Source organism: Pseudomonas sp. NBRC 111131 (assembly GCF_001320525.1).
GTDB lineage: Bacteria > Pseudomonadota > Gammaproteobacteria > Pseudomonadales > Pseudomonadaceae > Aquipseudomonas > Aquipseudomonas ceruminis.
The window spans coordinates 1-24,140 of the sequence record NZ_BCBH01000039.1 but is presented as its reverse complement, the minus strand read 5'-3'; the positions used below and the strand labels follow the sequence as shown (position 1 = coordinate 24,140).

Annotated in this window: 21 protein-coding genes; 6 read left to right on the top strand and 15 right to left on the bottom strand. The window is 62.3% G+C overall.

Going from position 1 to position 24,140, the window contains the following annotated elements; translation table 11 throughout:
• Positions 1–71 precede the first annotated feature (71 nt).
• The 13 genes from astE to acs form a co-directional block, all read right to left on the bottom strand.
• Complete coding sequence (gene astE / locus APH34_RS24645) at positions 72–1,079, bottom strand: succinylglutamate desuccinylase (protein ID WP_054903356.1); 1,008 nt, start codon at positions 1,077–1,079, stop codon at positions 72–74.
• A gap of 10 nt (positions 1,080–1,089) precedes the next feature.
• Positions 1,090–1,380 (bottom strand): hypothetical protein, encoded by a 291-nt coding sequence (locus APH34_RS24640; protein ID WP_054903355.1) that lies wholly within the window; start codon positions 1,378–1,380, stop codon positions 1,090–1,092.
• A 13-nt stretch (positions 1,381–1,393) separates the two neighbouring features.
• Complete coding sequence (gene astB / locus APH34_RS24635; protein WP_054903354.1) at positions 1,394–2,743, bottom strand: N-succinylarginine dihydrolase; 1,350 nt, start codon at positions 2,741–2,743, stop codon at positions 1,394–1,396.
• A gap of 23 nt (positions 2,744–2,766) precedes the next feature.
• The gene (gene astD / locus APH34_RS24630) at positions 2,767–4,230 is read right to left on the bottom strand and encodes a succinylglutamate-semialdehyde dehydrogenase (protein WP_054903353.1); all 1,464 of its coding nucleotides are present in this window, start codon (positions 4,228–4,230) and stop codon (positions 2,767–2,769) included.
• Positions 4,231–5,259, bottom strand: a complete 1,029-nt coding sequence (gene astA / locus APH34_RS24625; RefSeq protein WP_054903352.1) for an arginine N-succinyltransferase — start codon at positions 5,257–5,259, stop codon at positions 4,231–4,233.
• Between the two features lie 55 nt (positions 5,260–5,314).
• Positions 5,315–6,334 (bottom strand): arginine/ornithine succinyltransferase subunit alpha, encoded by a 1,020-nt coding sequence (aruF, locus tag APH34_RS24620; RefSeq protein WP_054903351.1) that lies wholly within the window; start codon positions 6,332–6,334, stop codon positions 5,315–5,317.
• A 132-nt stretch (positions 6,335–6,466) separates the two neighbouring features.
• A complete protein-coding gene (locus APH34_RS24615; RefSeq protein ID WP_054903350.1) occupies positions 6,467–7,687 on the bottom strand; it encodes an aspartate aminotransferase family protein in 1,221 nt (406 codons plus the stop codon).
• Positions 7,688–7,972: 285 nt separating this feature from the next.
• Positions 7,973–8,953: a transcriptional regulator ArgR gene (gene argR, locus APH34_RS24610; protein ID WP_054903349.1), complete on the bottom strand. Its 981-nt coding sequence runs from the start codon at positions 8,951–8,953 to the stop codon at positions 7,973–7,975.
• A gap of 100 nt (positions 8,954–9,053) precedes the next feature.
• A complete protein-coding gene (locus APH34_RS24605; RefSeq protein ID WP_054903348.1) occupies positions 9,054–9,818 on the bottom strand; it encodes an ABC transporter ATP-binding protein in 765 nt (254 codons plus the stop codon).
• Positions 9,819–9,840: 22 nt separating this feature from the next.
• Positions 9,841–10,539, bottom strand: coding sequence for an ABC transporter permease (locus tag APH34_RS24600; protein WP_054903347.1), 699 nt, complete (start codon positions 10,537–10,539; stop codon positions 9,841–9,843).
• The gene (locus tag APH34_RS24595) at positions 10,536–11,225 is read right to left on the bottom strand and encodes an ABC transporter permease (protein WP_054903346.1); all 690 of its coding nucleotides are present in this window, start codon (positions 11,223–11,225) and stop codon (positions 10,536–10,538) included. The genes APH34_RS24600 and APH34_RS24595 overlap by 4 nt, the downstream gene beginning before the upstream one ends.
• A gap of 88 nt (positions 11,226–11,313) precedes the next feature.
• Positions 11,314–12,099, bottom strand: coding sequence for an ABC transporter substrate-binding protein (locus APH34_RS24590; RefSeq protein ID WP_054903345.1), 786 nt, complete (start codon positions 12,097–12,099; stop codon positions 11,314–11,316).
• A 500-nt stretch (positions 12,100–12,599) separates the two neighbouring features.
• A complete protein-coding gene (acs, locus tag APH34_RS24585; RefSeq protein ID WP_054903344.1) occupies positions 12,600–14,561 on the bottom strand; it encodes an acetate--CoA ligase in 1,962 nt (653 codons plus the stop codon).
• Between the two features lie 419 nt (positions 14,562–14,980).
• Between acs and APH34_RS24580 the strand changes: the two genes are divergently transcribed.
• Positions 14,981–15,235, top strand: coding sequence for a DUF2790 domain-containing protein (locus tag APH34_RS24580; protein WP_054903343.1), 255 nt, complete (start codon positions 14,981–14,983; stop codon positions 15,233–15,235).
• A gap of 62 nt (positions 15,236–15,297) precedes the next feature.
• Here the strand turns inward: APH34_RS24580 and APH34_RS24575 are convergent, their stop codons facing one another.
• Complete coding sequence (locus APH34_RS24575; RefSeq protein ID WP_054903342.1) at positions 15,298–16,857, bottom strand: sigma-54-dependent transcriptional regulator; 1,560 nt, start codon at positions 16,855–16,857, stop codon at positions 15,298–15,300.
• A gap of 254 nt (positions 16,858–17,111) precedes the next feature.
• Between APH34_RS24575 and phhA the strand changes: the two genes are divergently transcribed.
• From phhA to APH34_RS24555, 4 genes are all read left to right on the top strand, one after another.
• Positions 17,112–17,900: a phenylalanine 4-monooxygenase gene (gene phhA / locus APH34_RS24570; RefSeq protein WP_054903341.1), complete on the top strand. Its 789-nt coding sequence runs from the start codon at positions 17,112–17,114 to the stop codon at positions 17,898–17,900.
• A gap of 39 nt (positions 17,901–17,939) precedes the next feature.
• Positions 17,940–18,296 (top strand): 4a-hydroxytetrahydrobiopterin dehydratase, encoded by a 357-nt coding sequence (locus tag APH34_RS24565; RefSeq protein WP_008096719.1) that lies wholly within the window; start codon positions 17,940–17,942, stop codon positions 18,294–18,296.
• Between the two features lie 264 nt (positions 18,297–18,560).
• Entirely contained in the window at positions 18,561–18,686 is a 126-nt protein-coding gene (locus APH34_RS30085; protein ID WP_256215917.1) for a hypothetical protein, read from the top strand.
• Between the two features lie 96 nt (positions 18,687–18,782).
• A complete protein-coding gene (locus APH34_RS24555) occupies positions 18,783–19,982 on the top strand; it encodes an MFS transporter (RefSeq protein ID WP_054903339.1) in 1,200 nt (399 codons plus the stop codon).
• A 60-nt stretch (positions 19,983–20,042) separates the two neighbouring features.
• On the opposite strand, the gene APH34_RS24550 is transcribed toward APH34_RS24555, so the two are convergent.
• Positions 20,043–23,075 carry an FAD-binding and (Fe-S)-binding domain-containing protein gene (locus APH34_RS24550; protein WP_054903338.1) on the bottom strand — a complete coding sequence of 1,011 codons (3,033 nt, stop codon included), beginning with the start codon at positions 23,073–23,075 and terminating at the stop codon, positions 20,043–20,045.
• A 150-nt stretch (positions 23,076–23,225) separates the two neighbouring features.
• On the opposite strand from APH34_RS24550, the gene APH34_RS24545 reads away from it, so the two are divergent.
• A complete protein-coding gene (locus APH34_RS24545) occupies positions 23,226–24,110 on the top strand; it encodes a LysR substrate-binding domain-containing protein (RefSeq protein ID WP_054903337.1) in 885 nt (294 codons plus the stop codon).
• Positions 24,111–24,140 lie beyond the last annotated feature (30 nt).

Below are 24,140 nucleotides of genomic sequence, written 5' to 3'. Positions count from 1 at the left end.
AACGTCCCTGCCCTGCGGCTAACGGTGGCGCAGCCGCCTAGCCGGCACAGGGCCAGGAACGACAGGAGGGCTCAACCTAACCGCTGCCCGGAGTCCGGGACGATCAGAATCCCCGCCCGCAGGCCGTTCTTGACCTTGGGGTTGGGGAAGATGATCCGCGCGCCCTCCTCCTCGACCACCCAGCGCATCTCGGCCAGGTCCTCGGCCAACAGGTAGCCCTTGCTCAGCTCGGAGAAGTTTTCGATATCCGCCGGCAAGTGCAGGCGAAAGTCCTCGCTATGTTTGATGATCTCGCGGGCGACGCTGAACAGCTTCAGGCCATCCAACGACTCGCCGGTCTCAGGCTCGGTGCCTTCAATGATCTGGATCAGACGTTCTTCCAGCTTGTCGAGGTTGACCTGTTCGTTTTGCCCGAATGGCCGCGCCTTGCCAAGCTCCAGGGTGAAGGCCTCGGCATCGAGTTGCTCGTAGGTGAAAGCACTGAAGGTAATCGAGGATTTGCTCTGCAACAGCACCGCCTCCATACCCGCAGCCGCCAGGCGGGCCAACTCACGACGGGAGTGCTGACGCCCCTCTTTATAGGGATACAGCGCGAACTGTTCGATTTTGGAGCCGCGGATGGCGGTGTGCAGGTCGTAATGCAGGCGGGTGCGCTCCGGCTTGCTGAAAAACACCCGGGCAAACTGTTCAAGCTCAGCGGCACGCAATGCCTCGAACCCACTGGAGAGCTCATGACGACCGTTGAACAGGCGGTTGATATCCTGCTCGATGAAACGTTCGCCCTTGCGGATTGCGGCAGGGTTGCCGAACAGGAACAACACCCGTGCGCGCGGCTGGACCTTGCCGTTGGCCACACCGTGCAGCAGGCGCTCGAGCAACTCGATCGGCGCCGTTTCGTTGCCATGGATGCCGGCCGACAGCAACAGGTCCAGCCCGCAATCCTCACGCTCGGGCGGGCGTACTTCAAGCGCGCCTTCCCCCAGCCAGCGCAAACGCACGCCCTTGGGTGTAACTTGGGTCTTCTCGGCCGGTTCGTGATCGGTCAGGGTCAGCTCAAGCAATTTGCCAAGGGCGAGCATAGGCGCTTCCTTAGTGGTGGTGGCCGCAGTCCGGGCCATGGACGTGGTCGTCATCGCCGCCCACATCGGCCGGCTCCATTTCCAGTTGCAGGCTGACCAGGTTGGTGGCCATCGGGCGCAGCAGCAGGTTGGCGTACTCGGTGTCGTCTTCCTCGACATCCACACCGATCAGCAGCTGGCCACGACCGTCCTGCTGAATCCACACTTCCTTGCCTTGCCAGACCACGCAAAAACGGGTGCAGGAGGTTTCCAGCTGGGTGCCGTCTTGGTCTTCCAGGATCAGGCGCAGGGCGTCGGTCATTGCAATTCTCTCTTCAAGGTTGGCGTTGGAACGGATAGACCGAGCCCAACTTCAGTATCTGGGTCAACTCATCCAGCGCCGTACGGCACTCGAGCAGCAATTGCGGGTCGGCAAGGTCCGCTTCGCCAAGGCGGTCGCGGTAGTGCTTGTCGACCCACTGCAGCAGGGTGTCGTACAGCGGGGCGGTCATGATAACGCCTGGATTGACCGCCGCCAGTTCCGATTCTTTCAATGCCACGCGCAAACGCAGGCAAGCCGGGCCACCGCCGTTCTGCATGCTCTGCTTGAGGTCGAACACCTTGACCTCCTTCACCGCACCACCCTGGCGGGTCAGCTCGCCCAGGTAGGCCCAGACCCGTTCGTTGTTGCGGCACTCTTCCGGCACCACCAGCAGCATGGAGCCGTCATCGCGGCTGAGCAACTGGCTGTTGAACAGGTAGGAACGTACCGCGTCCTCTACCGCCACCGCGGCCCGTGGCACCCGGATAGCCTGGAAATTACCGCCCTTGCTGGCCAGTTTAGCCTGCAGTTGGCCAAGCACCGCCTCGGTCTGGAGGAAGGCATCTTCGTGGTAGAACAGCACCTCGCCGTTGCCTACCGAAATAACATCGTTGTGGAACACGCCCTGGTCAATTACTGCCGGGTTCTGTTGAGCGTAGACCACCCCGTCCTCACTCAGGCCATGCAGCCGCGCCACGGCCTGGGATGCTTCGAGGGTCTGGCGCGCCGGGTACTTCTGCGGCGACGGATAGCGGCCATCGAACGCACTGCGGCCATAGACGAAGAACTCGACACCCGCCTCGCCATAGCTGCGGCAGAAGCGCGTGTGGTTGGCCGCCCCCTCGTCACCGAACTGTGCCACGGCTGGCAGTGCAGGGTGGTGGGCGAAGTGGCTTTCGTTACTGAACATCGCGCCCAGCACACGGCTGGTGGTCGGATGCTCAATGCTGCGGTGGTACTTGCAGTTAAGGTTGGCAGCAGTGAAATGCACGCGCCCATCGGCGGTGTCGGCACTGGGGCTGACCGTGGCGGCATTGGCCACCCACATGCTCGATGCAGAGCAACTGGCGACCAGCAGCGGCATGGCCTCCTTGGCCGCCCGTTGGATCACTTCGGCATCGCTGCCGGTGAAGCCAAGACGGCGCAGGGCTGCCACGTCCGGGCGCTCTTGCGGCGCCAGAACGCCCTGCTTGAAGCCCATGTCGGTCAGGGCTTTCATCTTCGCCAGGCCCTGGCGCGCCGCTTCACGCGGGTTGGATGCCTGCTGGCTGTTGCTCTGCGAAGCCACGTTGCCGTAAGACAGGCCGCCGTAATTATGGGTTGGCCCCACCAGGCCATCAAAATTCACTTCATAGGATTTCATCGGCTAGGCTCCGTGACCTGTTGTTATAGGGTGACGCCCGGCGTCAGGGACGCCGGCAAGGCAAGGCTGGCGGTTTCCAGCGAAGCCACGGGGTAAGCGCAGTAGTCGGCCGCGTAGTAGGCGCTGGCACGATGGTTGCCGCTGGCACCCACGCCACCGAACGGCGCGCTGCTGGCGGCACCGGTCAGTTGCTTGTTCCAGTTGACGATGCCGGCGCGGCTGCGCAGCCAGAAGTACTGGTAGCGGGCGCGGGAATCGGACAACAAGCCGGCAGCCAGCCCGTACTGGGTGTTGTTGGCTTCATCGATGGCGGCATCGAAATCGGCGTAACGGATCACCTGCAGCAGAGGCCCGAAGAACTCTTCGTCCGGGCGTTCGGCGACGGTGGTGACATCCAGGATACCTGGGGTCAGCAGCGCAGCATCGGCCTGTGGCTGGGTCATTGCCAGCAAGCTGATGGCGCCCTTGCCCAGCAGTTCGGCTTGCGCGGCGAGCAGCCCGCGGGCGGCCTGCAGGGAGATTACCGAGCCCATGAACGGCGCCGGCTGCTGATCGAATGCCCCCACACTGATGCCCTTGCACACCGCCACCAGGCGGGCGATCAGCGAGTCGCCCCAGGCCCCTTGTGGCACCAGCAGGCGACGGGCACAGGTACAGCGCTGCCCTGCGGAAATGAACGCCGACTGAATGATGGTGTACACCGCCGCGTCGAGGTCTTTGACCTCATCCACCACCAGCGGGTTGTTACCGCCCATTTCCAGGGCGAGGATCTTGTCCGGACGCCCCGCGAACTGCTGATGCAGCAGATTGCCGGTGCGGCTGGAGCCGGTAAAGAACAAACCGTCGATACCCGGGTTGGCAGCCAACGCGACGCCCGTTTCACGCGCCCCCTGGACGAGGTTGAGCACGCCCGCCGGCAGGCCTGCGGCAATCCAGCAATTGACCGTGAGCTCGGCCACCTTGGGGGTCAGCTCGCTGGGCTTGAACACCACGCAGTTGCCGGCCAGCAGCGCCGGGACGATATGGCCGTTGGGCAAGTGGCCCGGAAAGTTGTAAGGGCCGAATACCGCTACTACGCCATGGGGCTTATGGCGCAGCACAGCAGTAGCATCCCCCAGCGGGCCGCTTTTTTCGCCGGTGCGCTCACGGTAGCTTTGCACCGATATCGCCACCTTGTTGACCATACTGGTGACTTCTGTAGCCGACTCCCACAGCGGCTTGCCGGTTTCCTCGCCAATGCAGTGGGCCAGGGCCTGGGCATGCGTCTTCAGTTGCTCGGCGAACTTCTCCAGCACATCGATACGTGCTTCCAGGCTCAACTGCGCCCAGGCCGGGAAGGCCTGCCGGGCAGCCTGCACGGCTGCTTGCACCTGGCCTGCGTCAGCGCCCTGCCCTGCCCAGACGACGGCCTGGGTCACCGGGTTCAGCGATTGCAGGGCGTCGCCCTGGCCGGCGTACCAGTTGCCGGCAATGTAATGCGTGGTCATTTACTGGGCCTCCCGGCTTGCCGACAGCGGCACCGCACGCACGTTGTCGCCCGCGCCCATGCGCAGGCGCTTGGCGGTCAACGGATCGACCACCAAGGTACCGGCAGCAAGGCGCGCCGGCGCGGCGGTGATGCGGCAGTCATCGCGCTTGCGGTTGTGGATGATGTAGGGGGTCGCGTCATCGCCCGGTGTGCCGACAGCCAGTACCAGAGTCTGGCTTTCGCGCACGGCACGAATCTTCGACGTTTCGCATTCGATGGCCGGGCCTGCGTCGAAGATGTCGACATAACCTTGGTAGCTGAAGCCCTCCTGCTTGAGCATGGCCAGCGCAGGCTCGGTGTCGGTATGGACACGGCCGATGACGTTGCGCGCAGCCTCCGACAGGAAGCAGGTATACAACGGGAATTTGGGCATCAGCTCGGCGATGAACGACTTGTTGCCCACGCCGGTGAGGTAGTCGGCCTGGCTGAACTCCATCTTGAAGAAGTGGCGGCCCAGGCTCTCCCAGAAGGGCGAGCGGCCATGCTCGTCGGACATGCCGCGCATTTCGGCAATGATCTTGTTGCCGAACAGCTGCGGGAATTCGGCGATGAACAGCATGCGCGCACGGGACAGCAGGCGGCCATTGAGCCCGGAGCGGTAATCGCTGCGCAGGAACAACGAGCACAATTCGGAGTTGCCGGTCAGGTCGTTGGCCAGGAACAGCGTCGGGATCTCGCGGTAGATGTTCAGCTCCTGCGAGGCACTGACCGTCAGCCCAACCCGGTAGTTGTACCACGGCTCACGCAGGCCGACGGCGCCAGCGATGGCGCTGATGCCGACCACCAGGCCTTCGTCGTTTTCCAGCACGAACAGGTAGTCGGTGTCGCCCCGCTCGGCTTCACCACGGAAGCTCTTCTCGGCCCAGCCGACGCGATGCCCGAGGCGCTCCTCGTTGGCTGGCAGGGTGGTCAGCCCGGTGGTTCCGGTGCTGCGTGCCAATTCGATCAGCGCGGGTAAATCGCTGCTGCGTACAGGACGAACGATCATGCTATCTCCTTGTGCGGCAACGTTCGCCACCGCAAAAACTCTCTGTTCCCAGGCGTCAGACCGCGACCAGGCGCACACTGGCGCCTTCGCCCACACCCAGCGCTTCAGCGGCCTCGGCATCAAGGCTGACCGGCTTGCCCGGCACCCAGTCCAGTTCCAGCAGCACGGCGCGGTAATCCTGCAACTGGCCGTTGCACACCAGGTAAGGGCGCCCCCCCTTGGCCGGCACCTGCGCCACCTTGACCGGCACCACGCGGCTCTGGGCGATCGAGCGGATGCCCGAGGCGCGGGCGTGCAACGTCGGCCCGCCGTCGAAGATGTCGATGTAGTGCTCGGTCTCGAAGCCTTCGCGCATGAGGATGTCGAACGTGATCTGCGCACGCGGGTGCACCTGGCCCATGGCTTCCTGGGCCTGGTCGGGCAGCAGCGGCACGTAGATCGGATAATGCGGCATCAGCTCGGCGAGGAAGGTGCGGCTCTTAAGGCCACACAGGCGCTCGGCGTGGGCATAGTTGAGGTCGAAGAAGTTGCGCCCGATGGCGTCCCAGAACGGCGATTCGCCCTGCTCGTCGCTGTAGCCGACAATCTCAGTGACCACCGAATCAGCGAAACGCTCAGGGTGCGAAGCCATGAACAGCAAGCGGCCGCGGGAGTTGAGTTCGGCCCAACCGCTGTCCACCAGCTCGGGCAACACATAGAAACTGGTCAGCAGGCTGTTGCCGGTAAGGTCATGACACAACGACAAGACGTGGATCTTGTTGTGGATCTTCAGCTCGCGCGACGCATGGACGAAGGTTTCGTTGCGAAAGCTGTAGAACGGCTCGGAATAGCCGGCCGAGGCGACAATGGCCGAGCAACCGGCCAACTTGCCGGTCACGCTGTCCTCGAGCACGAAGAAATAACTCTCCTCGCCATTGAAGCTGACTTCGGCGGCGAATGAGGTTTCCGACGCGGCGATCTTGTCGCCCAGGCGGGCGGCATCGTCCGGCAGCGAGGTGACACCAACGGGGCTGTCCGCAGCCATGCGCTGCACTTCGTTCAGATCAGCCATTTGCGCGGGGCGCATCACCAGCATGGTGTCACTCCTTTGGAAAACCGGCCGTACACGACGGCACGAAAAAACGGCGGGTGCCTGCTAGCACGCACCCGCACTGGAATTCGGGTTTCGCCGGCCCGCGTGGGGCCGACGAAACAACCGCAGGCGCAATCAGCCCTGGGTCAGTTTGGCCACGGCGCGCTCGAAGCGGTCCAGGCCCTCATCGATATCCGCATCCTCGACCACCAGGCTCGGCGCGAAACGCACCACGTCCGGGCCAGCCTGCAACACCATCACGCCTTCTTTCTCGGCCGCATTGAGGATGTCCTTGGCTTTGCCTTTCCAGGCATCGCTGAGCACGCAGCCAATCAGCAGGCCAACGCCACGCACCTGGGTGAACAGGCCGGTCTGCTGGCCGATCTTCTCCAGACGGGTCTTGAAACGCCCGTGCTTGGCGGTGATGCCAGCCAGGGTTTCAGGGGTGTTGATCACGTCCAGCACGGCGCAGGCAACCGCGCAGCCCAGCGGGTTGCCGCCATAGGTGGTGCCGTGGGTGCCGACAGCCAGGTGTTTGGCGAGTTCGCTGGTGGTGAGCATGGCACCGATCGGGAACCCACCCCCCAGGCTCTTGGCGCTGGTGAGGATGTCTGGGGTCACGCCGTAGTGCTGGTAGGCGTACAGCGAGCCGGTGCGGCCGACGCCGGTCTGCACTTCGTCGAAGATCAGCAGGGCGTTGTGTTCGTCACACAGCTGGCGGGCGCCTTCAAGGTAGGCCTTGTCGGCCGGGACAACGCCGCTTTCACCCTGGATCGGCTCGATCACCACGGCGCAGGTCTTGTCGGAAATCTGTGCCTTGAGCGCCTCCAGGTCGTTGTAGGGCACGTGGCTGATGCCGGTGATCTTCGGGCCGAAACCGTCAGAGTACTTTGGCTGGCCACCCACGCTTACAGTGAACAGGGTACGACCGTGGAAGCTATTGACGGTGGCGATGATCTCGTGCTTTTCAGGGCCGAAACGGTCATGGGCGACACGACGGGCCAGCTTGAAAGCAGCCTCGTTGGCCTCCGCGCCGGAGTTACAGAAGAATGCCCGCTCGGCAAAGGTGGCATCGACCAGCTTGTGGGCCAGGCGCAGGGCCGGCTCGTTGGTGAAGACATTGGAAACGTGCCAGAGGGTGTTGGCTTGTTCGGTCAACGCCTTGACCAGCGCCGGGTGACAATGGCCCAGGGCGTTCACCGCGATGCCGCCGGCAAAGTCGATGAGCTCGCGGCCCGACTGGTCCCACACGCGGGAACCCTCGCCTCGTACAGGGATGAAGGCCGCCGGAGAATAGTTGGGGACCATGACCTGGTCGAAATCGGCACGTTGCACCGGGGCTTGCTCAACGGACATCTGAGTCTCCTGAAGAGAAACGCTGGCCTGGAAGTGGCGAGCGATGGGGGGATTGTAAGGACTGATCCGCGCCTGTCCTTGCGGCCAAGCGACAACTTGTTACAGCGCAAAACCCAGTTTTACCAAGGCTTTCGGCAATGCGACAAACACTGTCGCAATCGCGCAGTGTAACGGCAGAGCGGGACTGGGTGAACGGGTGTTCACATATGAAGAGGTGTTGCCTGTGCTGGCCTTTTCGCGGGACGGGGCGGCCCCACGAACGGGAAGCCACAACCGACAGAAACGTCAGCCCTTTTCGGCTGGCGCCGAGCTCAATTCGAACGGGCTGCTGCTACGCCGCTGATTCCGGTCTTCACGCGGCGTTGCACCAAAGAAGTTGCGGTAAGCACTGGAAAAATGCGGCCCTGAGGAGAACCCGCACGACAACCCGATCTGGATGATCGACTTGCTGGTCTGCATCAGCATCTGCCGCGCCTTGTTCAGGCGCAGCTCCAGGTAATACTGGCTGGGTACGCGATTGAGGTACTGCTTGAAGATCCGCTCCAGTTGCCGGCGCGACACGCACACATGCTGGGCGATTTCATCGGTGGTCAACGGTTCTTCGATGTTGGCTTCCATCAGCAACACCGCCTGGGTCAGCTTCGGATGGCTTGAGCCCAGGCGGTTCTGCAGCGGAATGCGCTGGCGCTCGCCACCCTCGCGAATACGTTCGACCACCAGTTCCTCGGACACCGCACCGGCCAGTTCGGCACCGTGATCACGGGCCAGCACCGCCAGCAGCAGGTCGGTCACCGCCATCCCGCCACAGGCCGTCAGGCGATCGCGGTCCCAGTCGAACAGGTGACTGGTGGCGATCACTTTCGGGAAGCGCTCGGCAAAATCGTCCTGCCAGCGCCAATGCACCGCCGCGCGGTAGCCATCGAGCAGGCCGAGCATGGCCAATGGGTACACGCCCGCAGACAATCCACCGATCATGCACCCGCTGCGAGCCACCTGCTTGAGCGCTGCCGACAGCGTCGAGCCCACGGCCTGCGGTAACTCATCGGCCAGCAGGAACAGCTTGTGACACCCCTCGAGGCGGCCATTCCACGGCTCGCCCGGCAAGCGCCATGCACCCTCCTCTGCAGGCTCGGCCTGCAGAAAGGCCAACTCGTACACCACATCCGGATGCACTCGCTGGGCCACCTGCAACACCTCCTCTGCCAGCGCCAGGGTCAAAGGCTTGGTGCTTGGCCAAAGGAGAAAACCGATTCGCTGGGTGGTCATAGGGTGCGGTCCGAAACCTGAGGTCGTTCGAGTCTATGGCGCCGGGTCAGGCTGCGCTCGCTGCGCAGCATGCCCTATTCTGGTGCGAAGGTGCAGCCTTTTACTTCAGGCTGCCCGAGAGAAACTGCTTGAGCCGCTCCGATTTTGGATTGGCCAGCACGTCGCGTGGGCAACCGGTTTCTTCGACCAGGCCTTTGTGCAGGAACACCAACTGGTTGGACACCTCGCGGGCGAAGCCCATTTCGTGGGTGACCACCACCATGGTCCGGCCTTCCTGGGCCAGGGCCTGCATGACCTTGAGCACATCGCCCACCAGCTCTGGGTCGAGCGCCGAGGTCGGCTCGTCGAACAGCATCACTTCAGGCTCCATGGCCAGCGCCCGGGCAATGGCCACCCGCTGTTGCTCGCCGCCGGACATGTGCCCGGGGAACGCGTCCTTGCGGTGGGCGACACCGACCTTGGCCAGGTAATGTTCAGCCTTTTCCAGGGCTTGCTTCTTGCTCATGCCCAGCACGTGCACCGGCGCTTCGATAACGTTTTCCAGCGCAGTCATGTGCGACCACAGGTTGAAATGCTGGAACACCATCGACAGCCGCGAGCGCATGCGCTGCAATTGGCGGGGGTCGGCAGCCTTGAGTGCGCCGTCCTTGCCGGCAACCATCTTCAGCTCTTCGTTGTTGAGCAGAATCTTGCCGGCATGCGGCTGCTCGAGCAGGTTGATGCAGCGCAGGAAGGTCGACTTGCCCGAACCGCTGGAGCCGATGATGCTGATCACATCGCCGGCCTTGGCTGCCAGGGACACGCCCTTGAGCACTTCATGGCTGCCGTAGCGCTTGTGCAGGTCTTGGACTTCGAGTTTGTACATGCTGTCGGTTCTCACAGAGCGTTCAGTGCTTGCGCGGCGCCAGGTAGCCGAGCCAGCGGCGTTCGGCCATCTTGAACAGGCGCACCAGGATGAAGGTCAGGCACAGATAGAACACGCCCGCCGTGATATAGGCCTCGAAAGGCAGGTAGTACTGGGCATTGACCGTACGTGCGGCACCGGTGATGTCGATCAAGGTAACGATCGACGCCAGGCTGGTGGTCTGCAGCATCATGATCACTTCGTTGCTGTACTGCGGCAGCGCCCGGCGCAAGGCCGATGGCAGCAGAATGCGGCGGTACATCTTGATACGCGACATGCCCATGGCTTTGGCGGCCTCGATTTCGCCGTGGGGCGTGGCCTTGAGGCTGCCGGCGATGATTTCGGCGGTATAGGCGCTGGTGTTGATGGCAAAGGCCAGGCAGGCACAGAACGTTGCACTGGACAGCCACGGCCAGACAATGCTCTCGCGCACCGCCTCGAACTGAGCCAGGCCATAGTAGATCAAGAACAGCTGCACCAGCATCGGCGTACCGCGGATGACGTAGGTGTACAGCCATGCGCTCATGTTCACCAGTGGCTGCTTGGATACGCGCATCAACCCCAGAGGCACAGCCGCCAGCAGGCCGAACAGCAGCGACAGCGCCAACAGCTTGAGGGTGGTCAACAGCCCGCCGAGATACAGCGGCATGGCCTCCCAGATGACGTTGTAGTCGAAGATCATAGTTCAGCCACCTTCACACCCACCGAGTAGCGCTTTTCCAGATACTTGAGGGCCAGCAGCGAAACACTGGTAATCACCAGGTACAACGCTGCCACCGCCAGGAAGAAGGTAAAGGGTTCGCGGGTGGCATCGGCCGCCTGCTTGGCCTTGAACATCATGTCCTGCAGACCGACCACCGAGATCAGTGCCGTGGCCTTGGTCAGTACCAGCCAGTTGTTGGTGAAGCCCGGAATCGCCAGGCGGATCATCTGCGGCACCAGGATGCGGAAGAATACTTGCCGCCCGTTCATGCCATAGGCCGCGCCTGCTTCGGCCTGGCCCTTGGGAATACCGAGGAAAGCGCCACGGAAGGTTTCCGACAGGTAGGCGCCAAAGATGAAGCCCAGGGTACCAATACCCGCCACCAGCGGGTTCAGATCGATGTAATCGTCATAACCGACCAGCGGCGCCACACGGTTGATGATGTCCTGCCCGCCGTAGAAGATCAGCAGGATCAGCACCAGGTCCGGAATACCACGGATCACCGTGGCATACATATCGCCCAACCAGGCCAGCCAGCGCACCGGCGACAAGCGCAGCGCGACGCCAATCAGGCCGAGCACAATGGCCAGGGCCATCGACGACAGGGCGAGCTGCAGCGTCAGCCACGCCCCGTCGAGGATGACTGCCCCGTAGCCTTTCAACATGATGAGGTCCTCGACCTAGAGAATGAAAAATGGTGCAAACCTCAGAGCCTCTGCTGTTTGCACCATTGCACAGGTGAAACTCGACGACTTAGTTCGAGTCTGGACCGTAGATGTCGAAGTTGAAGTACTTCTTCTCGATTTCTTTGTACTTACCGTTGGCACGAATGGCGTCGATGGCCGCATTGATGCGGTCGACATTGGCCTTGTCACCCTTGCGTACGGCAATGCCGATGCCGTCACCGAAGTACTTGGCGTCGGTGAAGGCCGGGCCTACGAACGCGAAGCCCTTGCCCGCGTCGGTCTTGAGGAAGCCGTCTTCCAGCAGGGTGGCGTCAGCCACGGTGCCGTCGAGGCGGCCAGCTGCCACGTCGAGGTAGATCTCGTTCTGGGTGCCGTAAGGAACCACGGTGGCGCCCTTGGCGCCCAGCACTTCCTTGGCGAAGCGGTCGTGGATCGAGCCGCGCTGCACGCCGATCTTCTTGCCTTTCAATTCATCCAGGCTGTCGCTGACCGCGGTGCCTTCCTTCATGACCAGGCGCGCTGGGGTCAGGTAGTAGCGCTTGGTAAAGTCGACCGACTTCTTGCGGTCTTCGGTGATCGACATGGACGACAGGATAGCGTCGATCTTGCGCACTTTCAGCGCCGGGATCAGGCCATCGAATTCCTGCTCGACCCAGGTGCACTTGGCTTTCATTTCTTCACACAGGGCGTTGCCGATGTCGTAGTCGAAACCGGCGATGCTGCCGTCAGGCTGCTTGAAGGCGAAGGGTGGGTAGGCGGCTTCGATGCCGATCTTCAACGGCTTTTCATCGGCCTGCGACACCAGGGAAAACACGGAAAGCGCCAGGGCGCCAAGCAGTGCGAGCTTCTTCATCAGGTAACTCCATCGGTACAGGGCAATACAAGGCAGGGTCACAACTGCCCGATATGCGAATGGGTACAACGCGAGCCGCGCAGGGTTCGACCAAGGTCGCAGACCACGAGCGAGTGAGTGGCATTCTAACGACAGCCCGGTAGTCGATATTTCTTCAAAGCGACAACTACTTACAGAAGCGCTTGAAACCGCAGCGGGCGTGGTTGACAGCCATTGCAAGATATGCAAGAGCGCAAGGAATAGAACCTATAGAACTAGCAATTACTGGGCCTATTATTGGCAAACCCTTGTAAGACGGCAAGCGCAGCGTGCTGCAATGCACAAAATGACTGCCACGGCGCACCGATTTAGGTCAGAACTGTTTCCGGGCGCCTCGTTTTTGTGCGAAGTCGGTGACAGAGCGGTTACCGATGAATGTCGGGTAACAGTCAAGCAAAAACCCCGCCGATTGCACGCGCGGGGTTTTTGCTGTGAAGGGGCTGCGCTGCAGCCCCGTGTTATCACGCAGTCGCCAGGCTCATTGACTTGTGAGTATCGATCAGGTGCTGCACCACACCCGGATCGGCCAGGGTGGAGATATCCCCCAGCGCATCGTATTCGCCCGTGGCAATCTTGCGCAGGATGCGGCGCATGATCTTGCCCGAGCGCGTCTTCGGCAGCCCGGGTGCCCACTGAATCACATCCGGCGAGGCGATCGGGCCGATCTCCTTGCGTACCCAGTTCTTAAGCTCCAGACGCAACTGCTCGCTTGGCTCCGTACCGGCATTGAGGGTGACATAGACATAGATGCCCTGGCCCTTGATGTCGTGCGGCACCCCCACCACAGCAGCCTCGGCCACCTTGGCATGGGCCACCATGGCGCTCTCGATCTCGGCGGTACCCATGCGGTGGCCGGAAACGTTGAGCACGTCATCCACCCGGCCGGTGATCCAGTAGTAGCCATCCTCGTCGCGACGGGCACCGTCGCCGGTGAAGTACATGCCACGGAAAGTCTTGAAATAGGTATCGACGAAACGATCGTGGTCGCCGTACAGCGAACGCGACTGGCCTGGCCAGGAGTCCAGGATCACCAGGTTACCCTCAGCAGCCCCTTCGATCAGGTTGCCCAGGTTGTCCACCAGCGCCGGCACCACGCCAAAGAACGGGCGAGTGGCCGAGCCGGACTTCAGGCCGGTGGCACCCGGCAGCGGGCTGATCAGAATGCCGCCGGTCTCTGTCTGCCACCAGGTGTCGACGATCGGGCAACGCTCCTTGCCAACGGTCTTGTAATACCAGTTCCAGGCCTCAGGGTTGATCGGCTCGCCCACCGAGCCCAACAGGCGGAGGCTGGAACCATCGGCATCAGCAACGGCGGCCTCGCCCTCGGCCATCATGGCGCGAATGGCGGTCGGTGCGGTGTAGAGGATGTTGACCTTGTGCTTGTCGACGATCTTCGACACGCGGGTGATATCCGGGTAGTTCGGTACACCTTCGAACAACAGCGTGGTCGCGCCGTTGGCCAGCGGGCCGTAGACAATGTAGCTGTGGCCCGTGACCCAGCCTACGTCGGCGGTACACCAATAGACCTCACCAGGGCGGTAGTCGAAGACGCGTTCGTGGGTGAGCGCGGCATACACAAGGTACCCCCCCGTGGTATGCAGCACACCCTTGGGCTTACCGGTAGAGCCAGAGGTATAAAGGATGAACAGCGCTTCCTCGGCCCCCATCTCCTTCGGCGCGCAGTGGCTGGAGGCAACCTTCATCAGGTCTTCGTACCAGATGTCGCGGTGCTGGTGCCAGGCGATGTCGCCACCGGTGCGCTTGCACACGATGATCTTCTGCACGCTGCTGGTTTCAGGGTTGGTCAGCGCCAAATCGACGTTGGCCTTGAGCGGCGTACGCCGGCCACCACGCACGCCTTCGTCAGCCGTGATCACCACTTTCGACCTGCAGTCGATGATGCGCCCGGCCAGGGCCTCCGGCGAGAAACCACCGAACACGACCGAGTGGATGGCACCGATGCGGGCACAGGCCAGCATGGCGACCACCGCCTCCGGGATCATCGGCATATAGATGGTCACCACGTCACCACGGTGCACGTCCTGGCCACGCAGGGCGTTGGCGAACTTGCAGACCTGCTCGTGGAGCTCGCGGTAGGTGATGTTGCGGTGCTCGGAAGGGTCGTCGCCTTCCCAGATGATCGCCAGTTGGTCGCCGCGCTCTTCGAGGTGGCGATCCAGGCAGTTGGAGGAAACGTTCAGAGTGCCGTCGGCAAACCATTTGATGTCGACATGGTGATCGTCGAACGAGGTCTGCTTGACCTTGGTGAACGGCTTGATCCAGTCAAGACGCTGGGCCTGCTCGCGCCAGAAGCCGTCCGGGTTGATCACCGATTGCTGGTACATGGCCTTGTAGGTGGCCTCGTCGGTCAGGGTAGTGGCCGCAACCTCGGGACGAACGGGATACAGTGGAGCCGCACTCATCTGTGTTACCTCGGTGTAATAGTTGTTTTTGTATGAATCCGTTTGTAACTGTACCAGAGCGGCAAAAGCCATTCGACGATGGTAGTAGCACGACGAGCTGCGATCGCGGCGTTCGGCGGGAAAGGCTCTAGGCCGCAGCCGGCGGCCCGGCGGAGGGGCATAACGAAAGATTTTGCCGAGGGATTGTTACAGATTCTGTCAAAAGGCAAAAAAACTTTATCAAAACACTGTCTGTTTCCCTCAACTAACGAGGCATAAGATTCACCTCGCCAGCAACGGCAAGGCGATTAACAACTGGTAACAGCCCCCACGAAGGCAAGCGTTAATCCCTCTCTAATCCGATAGTTGAAAACTTGGCTGTACTCGCGGCGCCACAAACGCCGCGTGCCCCCTCACGACCTTAGACAGGTAAATTGAAAATGAAAGCTTTACTGGTATTGGTACTTGGCGGTCTTTGCAGCGCGGCGATGGCCGGCGAAGCAAACGATGTCGAGCAGATTCCGGTTGAACAGTACAGTTACTCGCAGCACCTGGACATCGCCCGCGTCATTTCCATGAGCGAAGTGCCCAATGTCTGCGAAGTAGTGCCTGCCCGCATGACCTACGAGGACTCCAAGGGCCAGAAGCACATTCTCGAATACCGCGTGATGGGCAACGGCTGCTCCAACGGCTGATCCCCGTCAACGAATGGGGCCCCGCCGGGGCCCTTTCGCGAATCAGTCGCTACTTTACATAACTATTCACCCAACTTACTCACGGCATATTCGCGCAACTTGTTGGCAATCGTGGTATGTGAAACGCCCAAGCGTTTGCCTAATGCCCGGCTACTTGGGTATTCACCCACCAGACTTTCCAAGACTGCTTTTTCAAAGCGTCCGACAATCTGCGAAAGATCCCCCTCCAGCGAAAACTCGCCCAACGGCTGCCGCACACCATAATCTGGCAAACGAATATGGTCGCTTTTCACCACACCGCCCTCGCACAGCGACACTGCCTGGAACAAAACGTTTTCCAGCTGCCGCACATTGCCGGGCCAATGGTATTGCGCAAGTTTGTCCATCGCTGCCGGCGCCAGGCGAGGCATTGCACAGCCGATCTGCCGGCTGGCCTGATCGAGGAAGTGTTGCACCAGCCCCTCCAGGCCATCCATGCACTCGCGCAGCGGCGGGATATGCAATGACAGCACATTGAGGCGGTGATACAGGTCCTGACGAAACTCGCCACGGGCACACATCTCCGACAAGTCCACCTGGGTCGCACAGATGACCCGCACATCCAGGTACACCTCTTCATCACTGCCTACACGGCGGAAGCAGCCATCCTGCAAAAAGCGCAGCAGCTTCACCTGCAGGCGCGGGCTCATCTCCCCTACCCCATCAAGGAACAACGTGCCACCGGCGGTCAGTTCCAGCAGCCCCAGCTTACCTTCGGCACGCGCGCCCTCGAAGGCGCCCGGGCCATAACCGAACAGCTCGGTTTCAGCCATGGACTCCGGCAAGCCGGCGCAATTGAGCGCCATCAGCGGCGCCTGGCCGCGGGGGCTGGCCAGGTGGCAGGCACGGGCCAGCAGCTCTTTGCCGGTGCCGGTCTCGCCCTCGATCAGCAGCGGAGCATCCAATGGCGCCATGCGCCGCGCTTCACGTACCACCGCCGCCATCACCCGCGAGCTCTGGAAGATACTGTCGAAGCCCCGCAGCTCTTGTTTGCGCACATTGTAGATACGCTCGCCGATGCGGTCAGCGCGGTGCAGGGTCAGCACTGCACCGGCCAATGCTTCGCTTTCATCATGCTCGGACTGCAGGGGCGCAATGTCGGCCAGAAACACATCCCCTTTCACCTTGATGCGCAACCCGTTGATCCGCGACTGGTTGGCCCGCACCAGCTCAGGCAGGTCGAAATCGTCGACGTAGCGCGCCAGCGGAATACCCGGCACTTCATCGACCCTTACCCCCAACAGCTGCGCAGCGCTACGGTTGGCCGCGACGATGCTGCCCCCCATGTCTACCGACAGCACCGGAAAGTCCAGCGCCCCCAGCAACGCATTGAGCTCCATGTGGCGACGCTCGCTGGGCATCAGCCCGACCCGCTTGACGCCGAACACACCGGCGATCGACTCGAACTTGGGCCGCAATGCCTGGAACTGCAGGTTGATGAGGTTCGGGCAGTGCAGGTAGATAGCATTGCCATGATCGCCTCCTACTTCGCCACGCAGCACGTTGATGCCGTACTCCACGAGCAGGTTGAGGATGTCCCGAAGAATGCCGATGCGGTTCTGGCAGTGCACTTTGATACGCATGAGAGCTCTCGAAGCAGCGAAGTTTTTCAACGCCGCGCAGAAAAGTCGTAAAGATAAGCTGACAAAAATAGCCAAATCGTCCGCTGGATCGCCTGAATTCTCCGGCATGCCACGTATTTTGTAAAATTATCGTTACGATCTCGCACATCAAACGCCGGTGTCAGCGCGTTTGAGGCCGTGCAAATCGGCAAGTGGCGGGATATTCCTAGGGTATGTCGTGGACATAACAAGAAAGCCCTCACCAGGAGAGCCACATGAAACAGACGCAATACGTGGCACGCGAGCCCGATGCGCACGGTTTTATCGACTACCCGCAGCAAGAGCATGCGGTGTGGAACACGCTGATCACCCGTCAGTTGAAGGTCATCGAAGGCCGCGCGTGCCAGGAATACCTGGACGGCATCGACCAGCTCAAGCTGCCCCATGACCGCATTCCGCAACTGGGCGAGATCAACAAGGTGCTGGACGCCACCACCGGCTGGCAGGTTGCCCGCGTGCCAGCGCTGATCCCCTTCCAGACCTTCTTCGAACTGCTGGCCAGCAAGCGCTTCCCAGTCGCCACGTTCATCCGTACTCCGCAAGAGCTGGACTACCTGCAGGAACCGGACATCTTCCACGAGATCTTTGGCCACTGCCCGCTGCTGACCAACCCCTGGTTCGCCGAATTCACCCACACCTACGGCAAACTGGGCCTGGCGGCAACCAAGGAACAGCGCGTCTACCTGGCTCGGCTGTACTGGATGACCATCGAGTTCGGCCTGATGGAGACCCCGCAAGGTCGCAAGATCTATGGCGGCGGCATCCTCTCCTCGCCAAAGGAGACCGTCTACAGCTTGTCTGGCGAGCCGGAGCACCAGGCCTTCGACCCCGTCGAAGCCATGCGCACGCCGTACCGCATCGACATCCTGCAGCCGCTGTATTTCGTACTGCCGAACCTCAAGCGCCTGTTCGACCTGGCCCACGAAGACATCATGGGCATGGTCCAGCACGCCATGCAGTTGGGCCTACACGCCCCCAAATTTCCACCCAAGGTCGCTGCCTGAGCGACCTTGCCGACCATAATCAGAATCGGAAAACACCTCATGAATGCCTTGAACCAAGCCCATTGCGAAGCCTGCCGCGCCGATGCGCCGAAAGTCACCGATGACGAGCTGGCCGAGCTGATCCGCGAGATCCCGGACTGGAACATCGAAGTGCGTGACGGCCACATGGAGCTGGAGCGCGTGTTTCTGTTCAAGAACTTCAAGCATGCCCTGGCCTTTACCAACGCCGTGGGCGAAATCGCTGAAGCCGAAGGCCACCACCCAGGCCTTCTGACCGAGTGGGGCAAGGTCACCGTAACCTGGTGGAGCCACTCGATCAAAGGCCTGCACCGCAACGACTTCATCATGTGCGCGCGTACCGACAAGGTTGCCGAGACGGCTGAAGGCCGTAAGTAACCGGTAAACAGGGCCGCTGCGCGCCCCGCTCGTGGGTAAACCCGCTCCAGCAACACCGGTGTTGTGGACGCAGGCTTGCTCGCCAATGGGGCGCCCAGCGGCCCTTTTTTGCCAGAAAAATGTCCGGTAGCCGCCCGCAAAACCGACAAGCGACGGGGAAAATTTACAAACTGTCATCCAGACTTGTGTATCCTGCGTCAGCTTTACGAAGCTCCAAACGCGCCTGGCGCAGTCTTTTCACTCACACTTGCGAGGAACGACGAGATGCACGAAATCCCGAATCTTCCCTTCCCAAGCCTGAACCCCGAAGAGCAAACCGTTGCCGCTCACTCCGAACCGACGCCTGCCGTCGAGGATGGCGACGATCAATCCAGCGCTGACCAGGAATAACCGCGCATCCCCCGACTGTGTGAAAACGGCTGACCTGCGGACTACCGCCTTCATCACGTTTTCACACCGTCCTGAACTTCTTCCCTGTAGGCCCCCATGCCCGACTCACCGCGCCCCCTTGCGGTCACCCTGCAAGTGGTCTCCATCGTCCTTTTCACGTTCATCGGCTACCTGAACATCGGCATTCCCCTGGCCGTGTTGCCCGGCTATGTGCACAACGACCTGGGTTTCAGCACCGTGATCGCCGGCCTGGTGATCAGCGTGCAGTACCTGGCCACGTTGCTCAGCCGCCCTACCGCCAGCCGCATCATCGACAACCAGGGCAGCAAGAGGGCCGTCATGTACGGCCTTGCCGGCTGCGGCGTGAGCGGCGTCTTCATGCTGGCCTGTGCCTTCCTGACCCACCTGCCCTGGCTGAGCCTGGCCTGCCTGCTGGTTGGCCGCCTGGTGCTGGGCAGCGCCGAAAGCCTGGTGGGCTCCGGCTCGATCGGCTGGGGTATCGGCCGGGTCGGGGCGCAAAATACTGCCAAGGTCATCTCCTGGAATGGCATCGCCAGTTACGGCGCACTGGCCATCGGCGCCCCGCTGGGCGTGCTCATGGTCAAGAGCCTGGGCCTTTGGAGCATGGGGGTAAGCATCCTTTTGCTGTGCGCAGCTGGCCTGCTGCTGGCATGGCCAAAACGCGCCGCGCCAATTGTCAGCGGCGTGCGCCTGCCGTTTCTGCAGGTGCTGGGTAAAGTGTTCCCCCACGGTTCGGGGCTCGCACTCGGCTCGATCGGCTTCGGCACCATCGCCACCTTCATCACCCTGTACTACGCCAGCCATGGCTGGGAAAACGCGGCCCTTACGCTGAGCCTGTTCGGCGCCAGCTTCATCAGCGCACGCCTGCTGTTCGGCAACTTGATCAACCGCATTGGCGGGTTTCGCGTGGCCATCGCGTGCCTGTCAGTGGAGACACTGGGCTTGCTGATGCTGTGGTTGGCGCCGAGCGCCGAGATGGCATTGGCCGGCGCAGCGCTCAGTGGCTTTGGCTTCTCGCTGGTGTTCCCCGCGCTGGGCGTGGAGGCGGTGAACCAGGTGTCTGCTGCCAACCGCGGGGCGGCGGTAGGCGCCTATTCACTGTTCGTCGACTTGTCGCTGGGGATTACCGGGCCGCTGGTGGGCGCGGTGGCGTCGGGGTTTGGCTTTGCTTCGATGTTTCTCTTCGCGGCGGCGGCAGCCTGCGGCGGGCTGGTATTGAGCCTGTACCTTTACCGGCAGGCGCGGCAGGCTCGGCAAACCCTGCCGCAGGCTTGATGCTGCGACGCGTGTAACAGCCTTTTCGCGGGACAACCCCGCGAAAAGGCCACCGCAGATTTACCGCTGCGCGTGCTGCAACACCACTTCCAGCGGATGGCGCATCTGCCGTTCAGTCATGCGCTTGACCTGGCTACGGCACGAGTACCCGGTCGCCAGCGCTTCGCCTTCTTTGTCCAGCTTGGTCGCCCACGACTGCTCGAAAATGGTCCGCGACGTTTCCTGGTTGCGCGCCTCATGCCCATAAGTACCCGACATGCCACAGCAGCCCGTAGCCTCGGTCACCAGCGTCAGGCCCAGGCGAGCGAACACTTGCTCCCACTGTTTGGTGCTGGCCGGCACATTGGTCTTCTCCGTGCAGTGCGCCATCAGGCGGAAACGACCAGGCGCCGTCGCCGGCTGCTCAGGCAGCACATCCATCAGCCATTCCTGTGGCAGCAGCACCTTGGGGCTGCCTTCCAGGCCCGGCACTTTCTGGTACTCCTGGCGATAAACCAGGGTCATCGCCGGGTCCAGGCCCACCAGCGGCACACCGCAGTCGGCCAAGGCCTTGAGCTGGGTAGCATTACGGACGGCCGCCTTAGCGAAGGCACCGAGGAAGCCCTGTACGTGCAGCGGCTTGCCGTTGGCGCTGTAGGGCGCCAGGAACACACGGTGCCCCAGCCGATGGGCCAGCTCGATGAACGCTGCCAGCAGTGGTGTCTCGAAGTAGCGGGTAAAGGCATCCTGCACCAGCACGATGCTACGCTGGCGTTGGGCCGGCGTCAGTTCGCGCAACGCTGGCACGCTGGCCACACCAACCCGGCAGCGCGTCAGCGTGGACTGGAAGTTGAAACGGCTGATCAGCGGGCTGTCGACCATGCCCACCTTGTCCGCCAGCAGCTTGCTCACCCATTTCGACCCCATCACCGCGTTGTACAACCCCGGCGCGTGGGCCAGGTAGGGAATGGTGAACTCCAGCGAGCCGATCAGGTAATCACGCAGCGGGCGCTGGTAGCGCCCGTGGTACAGCTCGAGGAAGCGCGAACGGAAGTCCGGTACGTTGACCTTGATCGGGCACTGGCCGGCGCACGATTTGCACGCCAGGCAACCGGCCATGGCGTCGTACACCTCATGGGAGAAATCATCCTGGCCCTGGCGGCGTGCGCGGTTGTTGCGCAGCCGTGCTGGCAGGCTCTTGAGCCAGGACACCTTGTTGCGCGCCGCGTCCAGCACGTCGATGTTCGCCTGGCCTTGCAGACGCAGCCACTCACGCATCAGCGAGGCACGCCCCTTGGGCGAATGCTGGCGCTCGCGGGTGGCTTTCCACGACGGGCACATGGCGTCATTGGGGTCATAGTTGTAACAGGCACCGTTGCCGTTGCAGTGCACGGCGCTGGCGAAGTCCTGCCACACACGCTCGTCGATGGTCCGGTCCAGATCACCTCGCAGGGTCACACCATCGACCTTGGTCAAACCTTCGGCGCTGTCGGGGGGGGTGCAGATCTTCCCGGGGTTGAGCTGGTTGCGCGGGTCGAAGGCCCCTTTGAGGCGCTGCAGCGCCGGGTACAGCTCACCGAAGTACTGCGGCACGTATTCCGAACGCAAGCCCTTGCCATGTTCGCCCCACAGCAGGCCACCGTAGCGCTTGGTCAAGGCCGCCACGGCATCGGAGATCGGCTTGACCAGCGCCGCCTGGGCCGGGTCCTTCATGTCCAGTGCCGGGCGCACATGCAGCACGCCAGCGTCGACGTGGCCGAACATGCCATAGGCCAGGCCATGGCCATCGAGCAGCGCACGGAAGTCGGCGATGTAGTCGGCCAACTGCTCTGGCGGCACGGCGGTATCTTCAACGAACGGCTGCGGGCGCACTTCGCCCTCGACGTTGCCCAGCAAGCCCACCGAACGCTTGCGCATGGTATAGACACGGGTCACCGCCTCGGCACCTTCAGCCAAGGTGTGGCCCAGGCGCTCGACGCTGGTGTCGCGCTGCAGGTGCTCGACGAAGGCTTCGACCCGGGCATTGACCTCGGCCGGCTCATCGCCGCAGAACTCCACCAGGTTGATACCCAGGGTCGGGCGCTCGGCGTCGGCCGGGAAGTATTCAGCGACGCTGTGCCAGACGATGTCCTTCATCGCCAGCATCAATACCTTGGAGTCCACCGTCTCGATCGACAGCGGCTTGTGCGCCATCAACGCGTTGGCATCGCGCAGCGCATCCATGAAGCTGGTGTAGCGGACATTGACCAGCACTGCGTACTTGGGGATCGGCAGCACGTTGAGCTTGGCTTCGACCACGTAACCCAACGATCCTTCGGCACCGCACAGCACGCTGTTGAGGTTGAAGCGGCCCTGCTCGTCGCGCAGGTGCGCCAGGTCGTAACCGGTCAGGCAGCGGTTGAGCTTGGGGAAGGTGGTTTCGATCAGTTCGGCCTGGGTTTGCTGGATGTGGCGCGCTGTGCGATACACCTCGCCGACCCGGCCCGGCGCGGCGCACGCCTGCTCGAGCGCTGCATCGTCGATCGGCAGACTGTGCAGGCGCTCGCCACCCAGCAGCACGCTGTGCAGCTCGAGCACGTGGTCGCGGGTTTTACCGTAGGTGCAGCTACCCTGGCCACTGGCGTCGGTGTTGATCATGCCGCCGACGGTGGCGCGGTTGGAGGTGGACAGCTCGGGCGCGAAAAACAGGCCATGGGGCTTGAGCGCGGCATTGAGCTGGTCTTTGACCACACCGGCCTGCACCCGCACCCAACGCTCTTCGACGTTGATTTCCAGGATGTTGTTCATGTGCCGCGACAGGTCGACAACGATGCCGTCGGTGAGCGACTGGCCGTTGGTGCCAGTTCCACCGCCTCGCGGGGTCAGCTTGACCTGCTGAAAGCGCTCCTCGGCCATCAGGGCCGCCACGCGGGCCACGTCGTCAGCGTCTTGGGGGAACACTGCGGCCTGGGGCAAACGCTGATAGATGGAGTTATCGGTGGCCAGCACCGTGCGCGTACCGTAGTCGGCACTGATCTGGCCACGGAAGCCGCTGTTGCGCAGGGCTTCGAGGAATTCGGGGTAGTGGGCACTCGGCGCTGTGGCGGGAGCAAGGGTCGGCAGCTGGGCGATCATCGAAGGATGGCCTCTTTAGGGGCTAATTCACGGAAATCTTGTCGTTCCGGCATGGGTCGCTGCATGCAGGGATGACGTGTAGGCCAATGTTCCTGTAGTTTTGCCTTAGGGGCAAACGGATAATCCTGCCGCTATCAATGACTTTTATGAATGAATTACCGTCACCTGACCCCGTCCATGTCGCTGCTGCTGGCTTTCGAGGCGGCGGCACGGCATGAAAGTTATACTCGCGCCGCCGCCGAACTGTCGCTGACGCAAAGCGCGGTCAGCCGCCAGGTGCAGGCCTTGGAGCAGCAACTGGGCCTGACCCTGTTCCGCCGCGAAGGCCGCCAGGTGCAGCTGACCGACGTCGGCCGGCTGTATCAGCGCGAGCTGAGCGAGGCACTGGGGCGCATCCGCAGCGCCACCTTGCAGGCCCTGGCCTATCAGTCCGGCGTGGGTACCCTGCGCCTGGCGACATTGCCGACCTTCGGTTCCAAATGGCTGCTCCCCCGCCTTCATGCCTTCTACAGCGCCCACCCGGGCATGCTGGTGCATATCCATTCACGGATCGAGGCAATCAATTTCGACACCAGTGAGATCGACGCGGCCATCGGCGTGGCTAGCCATGACCTGCCAGGGCTGATCTGCCATCGCCTGCATGCCGAGGAGCTGGTGGTGATCCTGCCGCCAGAGGCCGGTGGTGATGGGCAGGGCTGGGACCCGACACGCATCAGCGACCAGGTGCTGCTCAATGTCGCCAACAACCCCCATGCCTGGGGTGAGTGGTTTTCGCACCATGGCCTGCCGCACCGGGCCATGCGCCTGGGGCCGAGCTTCGAACTGACATCGCACCTTATCCAGGCGGTACGCGCGGGGATCGGTATTGGCCTGGTACCGCGGATCCTGGTGGAGGAGGAGCTGGCCAAGGGCGAACTGTTCAGCCCAGGGGCGGCGTTCGCCAGCCAGCGCAGTTACTACCTGATCTATCCACCGCGGAATGAGGCACTGCCTTCGCTGCGGGCGTTTCGAAGCTGGTTGCTCGAGCAGATCTGAATGCCCCCTGCCAGCGTCAGGGCCTGACCA

Coding starts and splice junctions, on each gene's coding strand:
- astE (WP_054903356.1), bottom strand. CDS start 1,079: ATGCTCGCCCTTGGCAAATTGCTTGAGCTGACCCTGACCGATCACGAA.
- APH34_RS24640 (WP_054903355.1), bottom strand. CDS start 1,380: ATGACCGACGCCCTGCGCCTGATCCTGGAAGACCAAGACGGCACCCAG.
- astB (WP_054903354.1), bottom strand. CDS start 2,743: ATGAAATCCTATGAAGTGAATTTTGATGGCCTGGTGGGGCCAACCCAT.
- astD (WP_054903353.1), bottom strand. CDS start 4,230: ATGACCACGCATTACATTGCCGGCAACTGGTACGCCGGCCAGGGCGAC.
- astA (WP_054903352.1), bottom strand. CDS start 5,259: ATGATCGTTCGTCCTGTACGCAGCAGCGATTTACCCGCGCTGATCGAA.
- aruF (WP_054903351.1), bottom strand. CDS start 6,334: ATGCTGGTGATGCGCCCCGCGCAAATGGCTGATCTGAACGAAGTGCAG.
- APH34_RS24615 (WP_054903350.1), bottom strand. CDS start 7,687: ATGTCCGTTGAGCAAGCCCCGGTGCAACGTGCCGATTTCGACCAGGTC.
- argR (WP_054903349.1), bottom strand. CDS start 8,953: ATGACCACCCAGCGAATCGGTTTTCTCCTTTGGCCAAGCACCAAGCCT.
- APH34_RS24605 (WP_054903348.1), bottom strand. CDS start 9,818: ATGTACAAACTCGAAGTCCAAGACCTGCACAAGCGCTACGGCAGCCAT.
- APH34_RS24600 (WP_054903347.1), bottom strand. CDS start 10,539: ATGATCTTCGACTACAACGTCATCTGGGAGGCCATGCCGCTGTATCTC.
- APH34_RS24595 (WP_054903346.1), bottom strand. CDS start 11,225: ATGTTGAAAGGCTACGGGGCAGTCATCCTCGACGGGGCGTGGCTGACG.
- APH34_RS24590 (WP_054903345.1), bottom strand. CDS start 12,099: ATGAAGAAGCTCGCACTGCTTGGCGCCCTGGCGCTTTCCGTGTTTTCC.
- acs (WP_054903344.1), bottom strand. CDS start 14,561: ATGAGTGCGGCTCCACTGTATCCCGTTCGTCCCGAGGTTGCGGCCACT.
- APH34_RS24580 (WP_054903343.1), top strand. CDS start 14,981: ATGAAAGCTTTACTGGTATTGGTACTTGGCGGTCTTTGCAGCGCGGCG.
- APH34_RS24575 (WP_054903342.1), bottom strand. CDS start 16,857: ATGCGTATCAAAGTGCACTGCCAGAACCGCATCGGCATTCTTCGGGAC.
- phhA (WP_054903341.1), top strand. CDS start 17,112: ATGAAACAGACGCAATACGTGGCACGCGAGCCCGATGCGCACGGTTTT.
- APH34_RS24565 (WP_008096719.1), top strand. CDS start 17,940: ATGAATGCCTTGAACCAAGCCCATTGCGAAGCCTGCCGCGCCGATGCG.
- APH34_RS30085 (WP_256215917.1), top strand. CDS start 18,561: ATGCACGAAATCCCGAATCTTCCCTTCCCAAGCCTGAACCCCGAAGAG.
- APH34_RS24555 (WP_054903339.1), top strand. CDS start 18,783: ATGCCCGACTCACCGCGCCCCCTTGCGGTCACCCTGCAAGTGGTCTCC.
- APH34_RS24550 (WP_054903338.1), bottom strand. CDS start 23,075: ATGATCGCCCAGCTGCCGACCCTTGCTCCCGCCACAGCGCCGAGTGCC.
- APH34_RS24545 (WP_054903337.1), top strand. CDS start 23,226: ATGAATTACCGTCACCTGACCCCGTCCATGTCGCTGCTGCTGGCTTTC.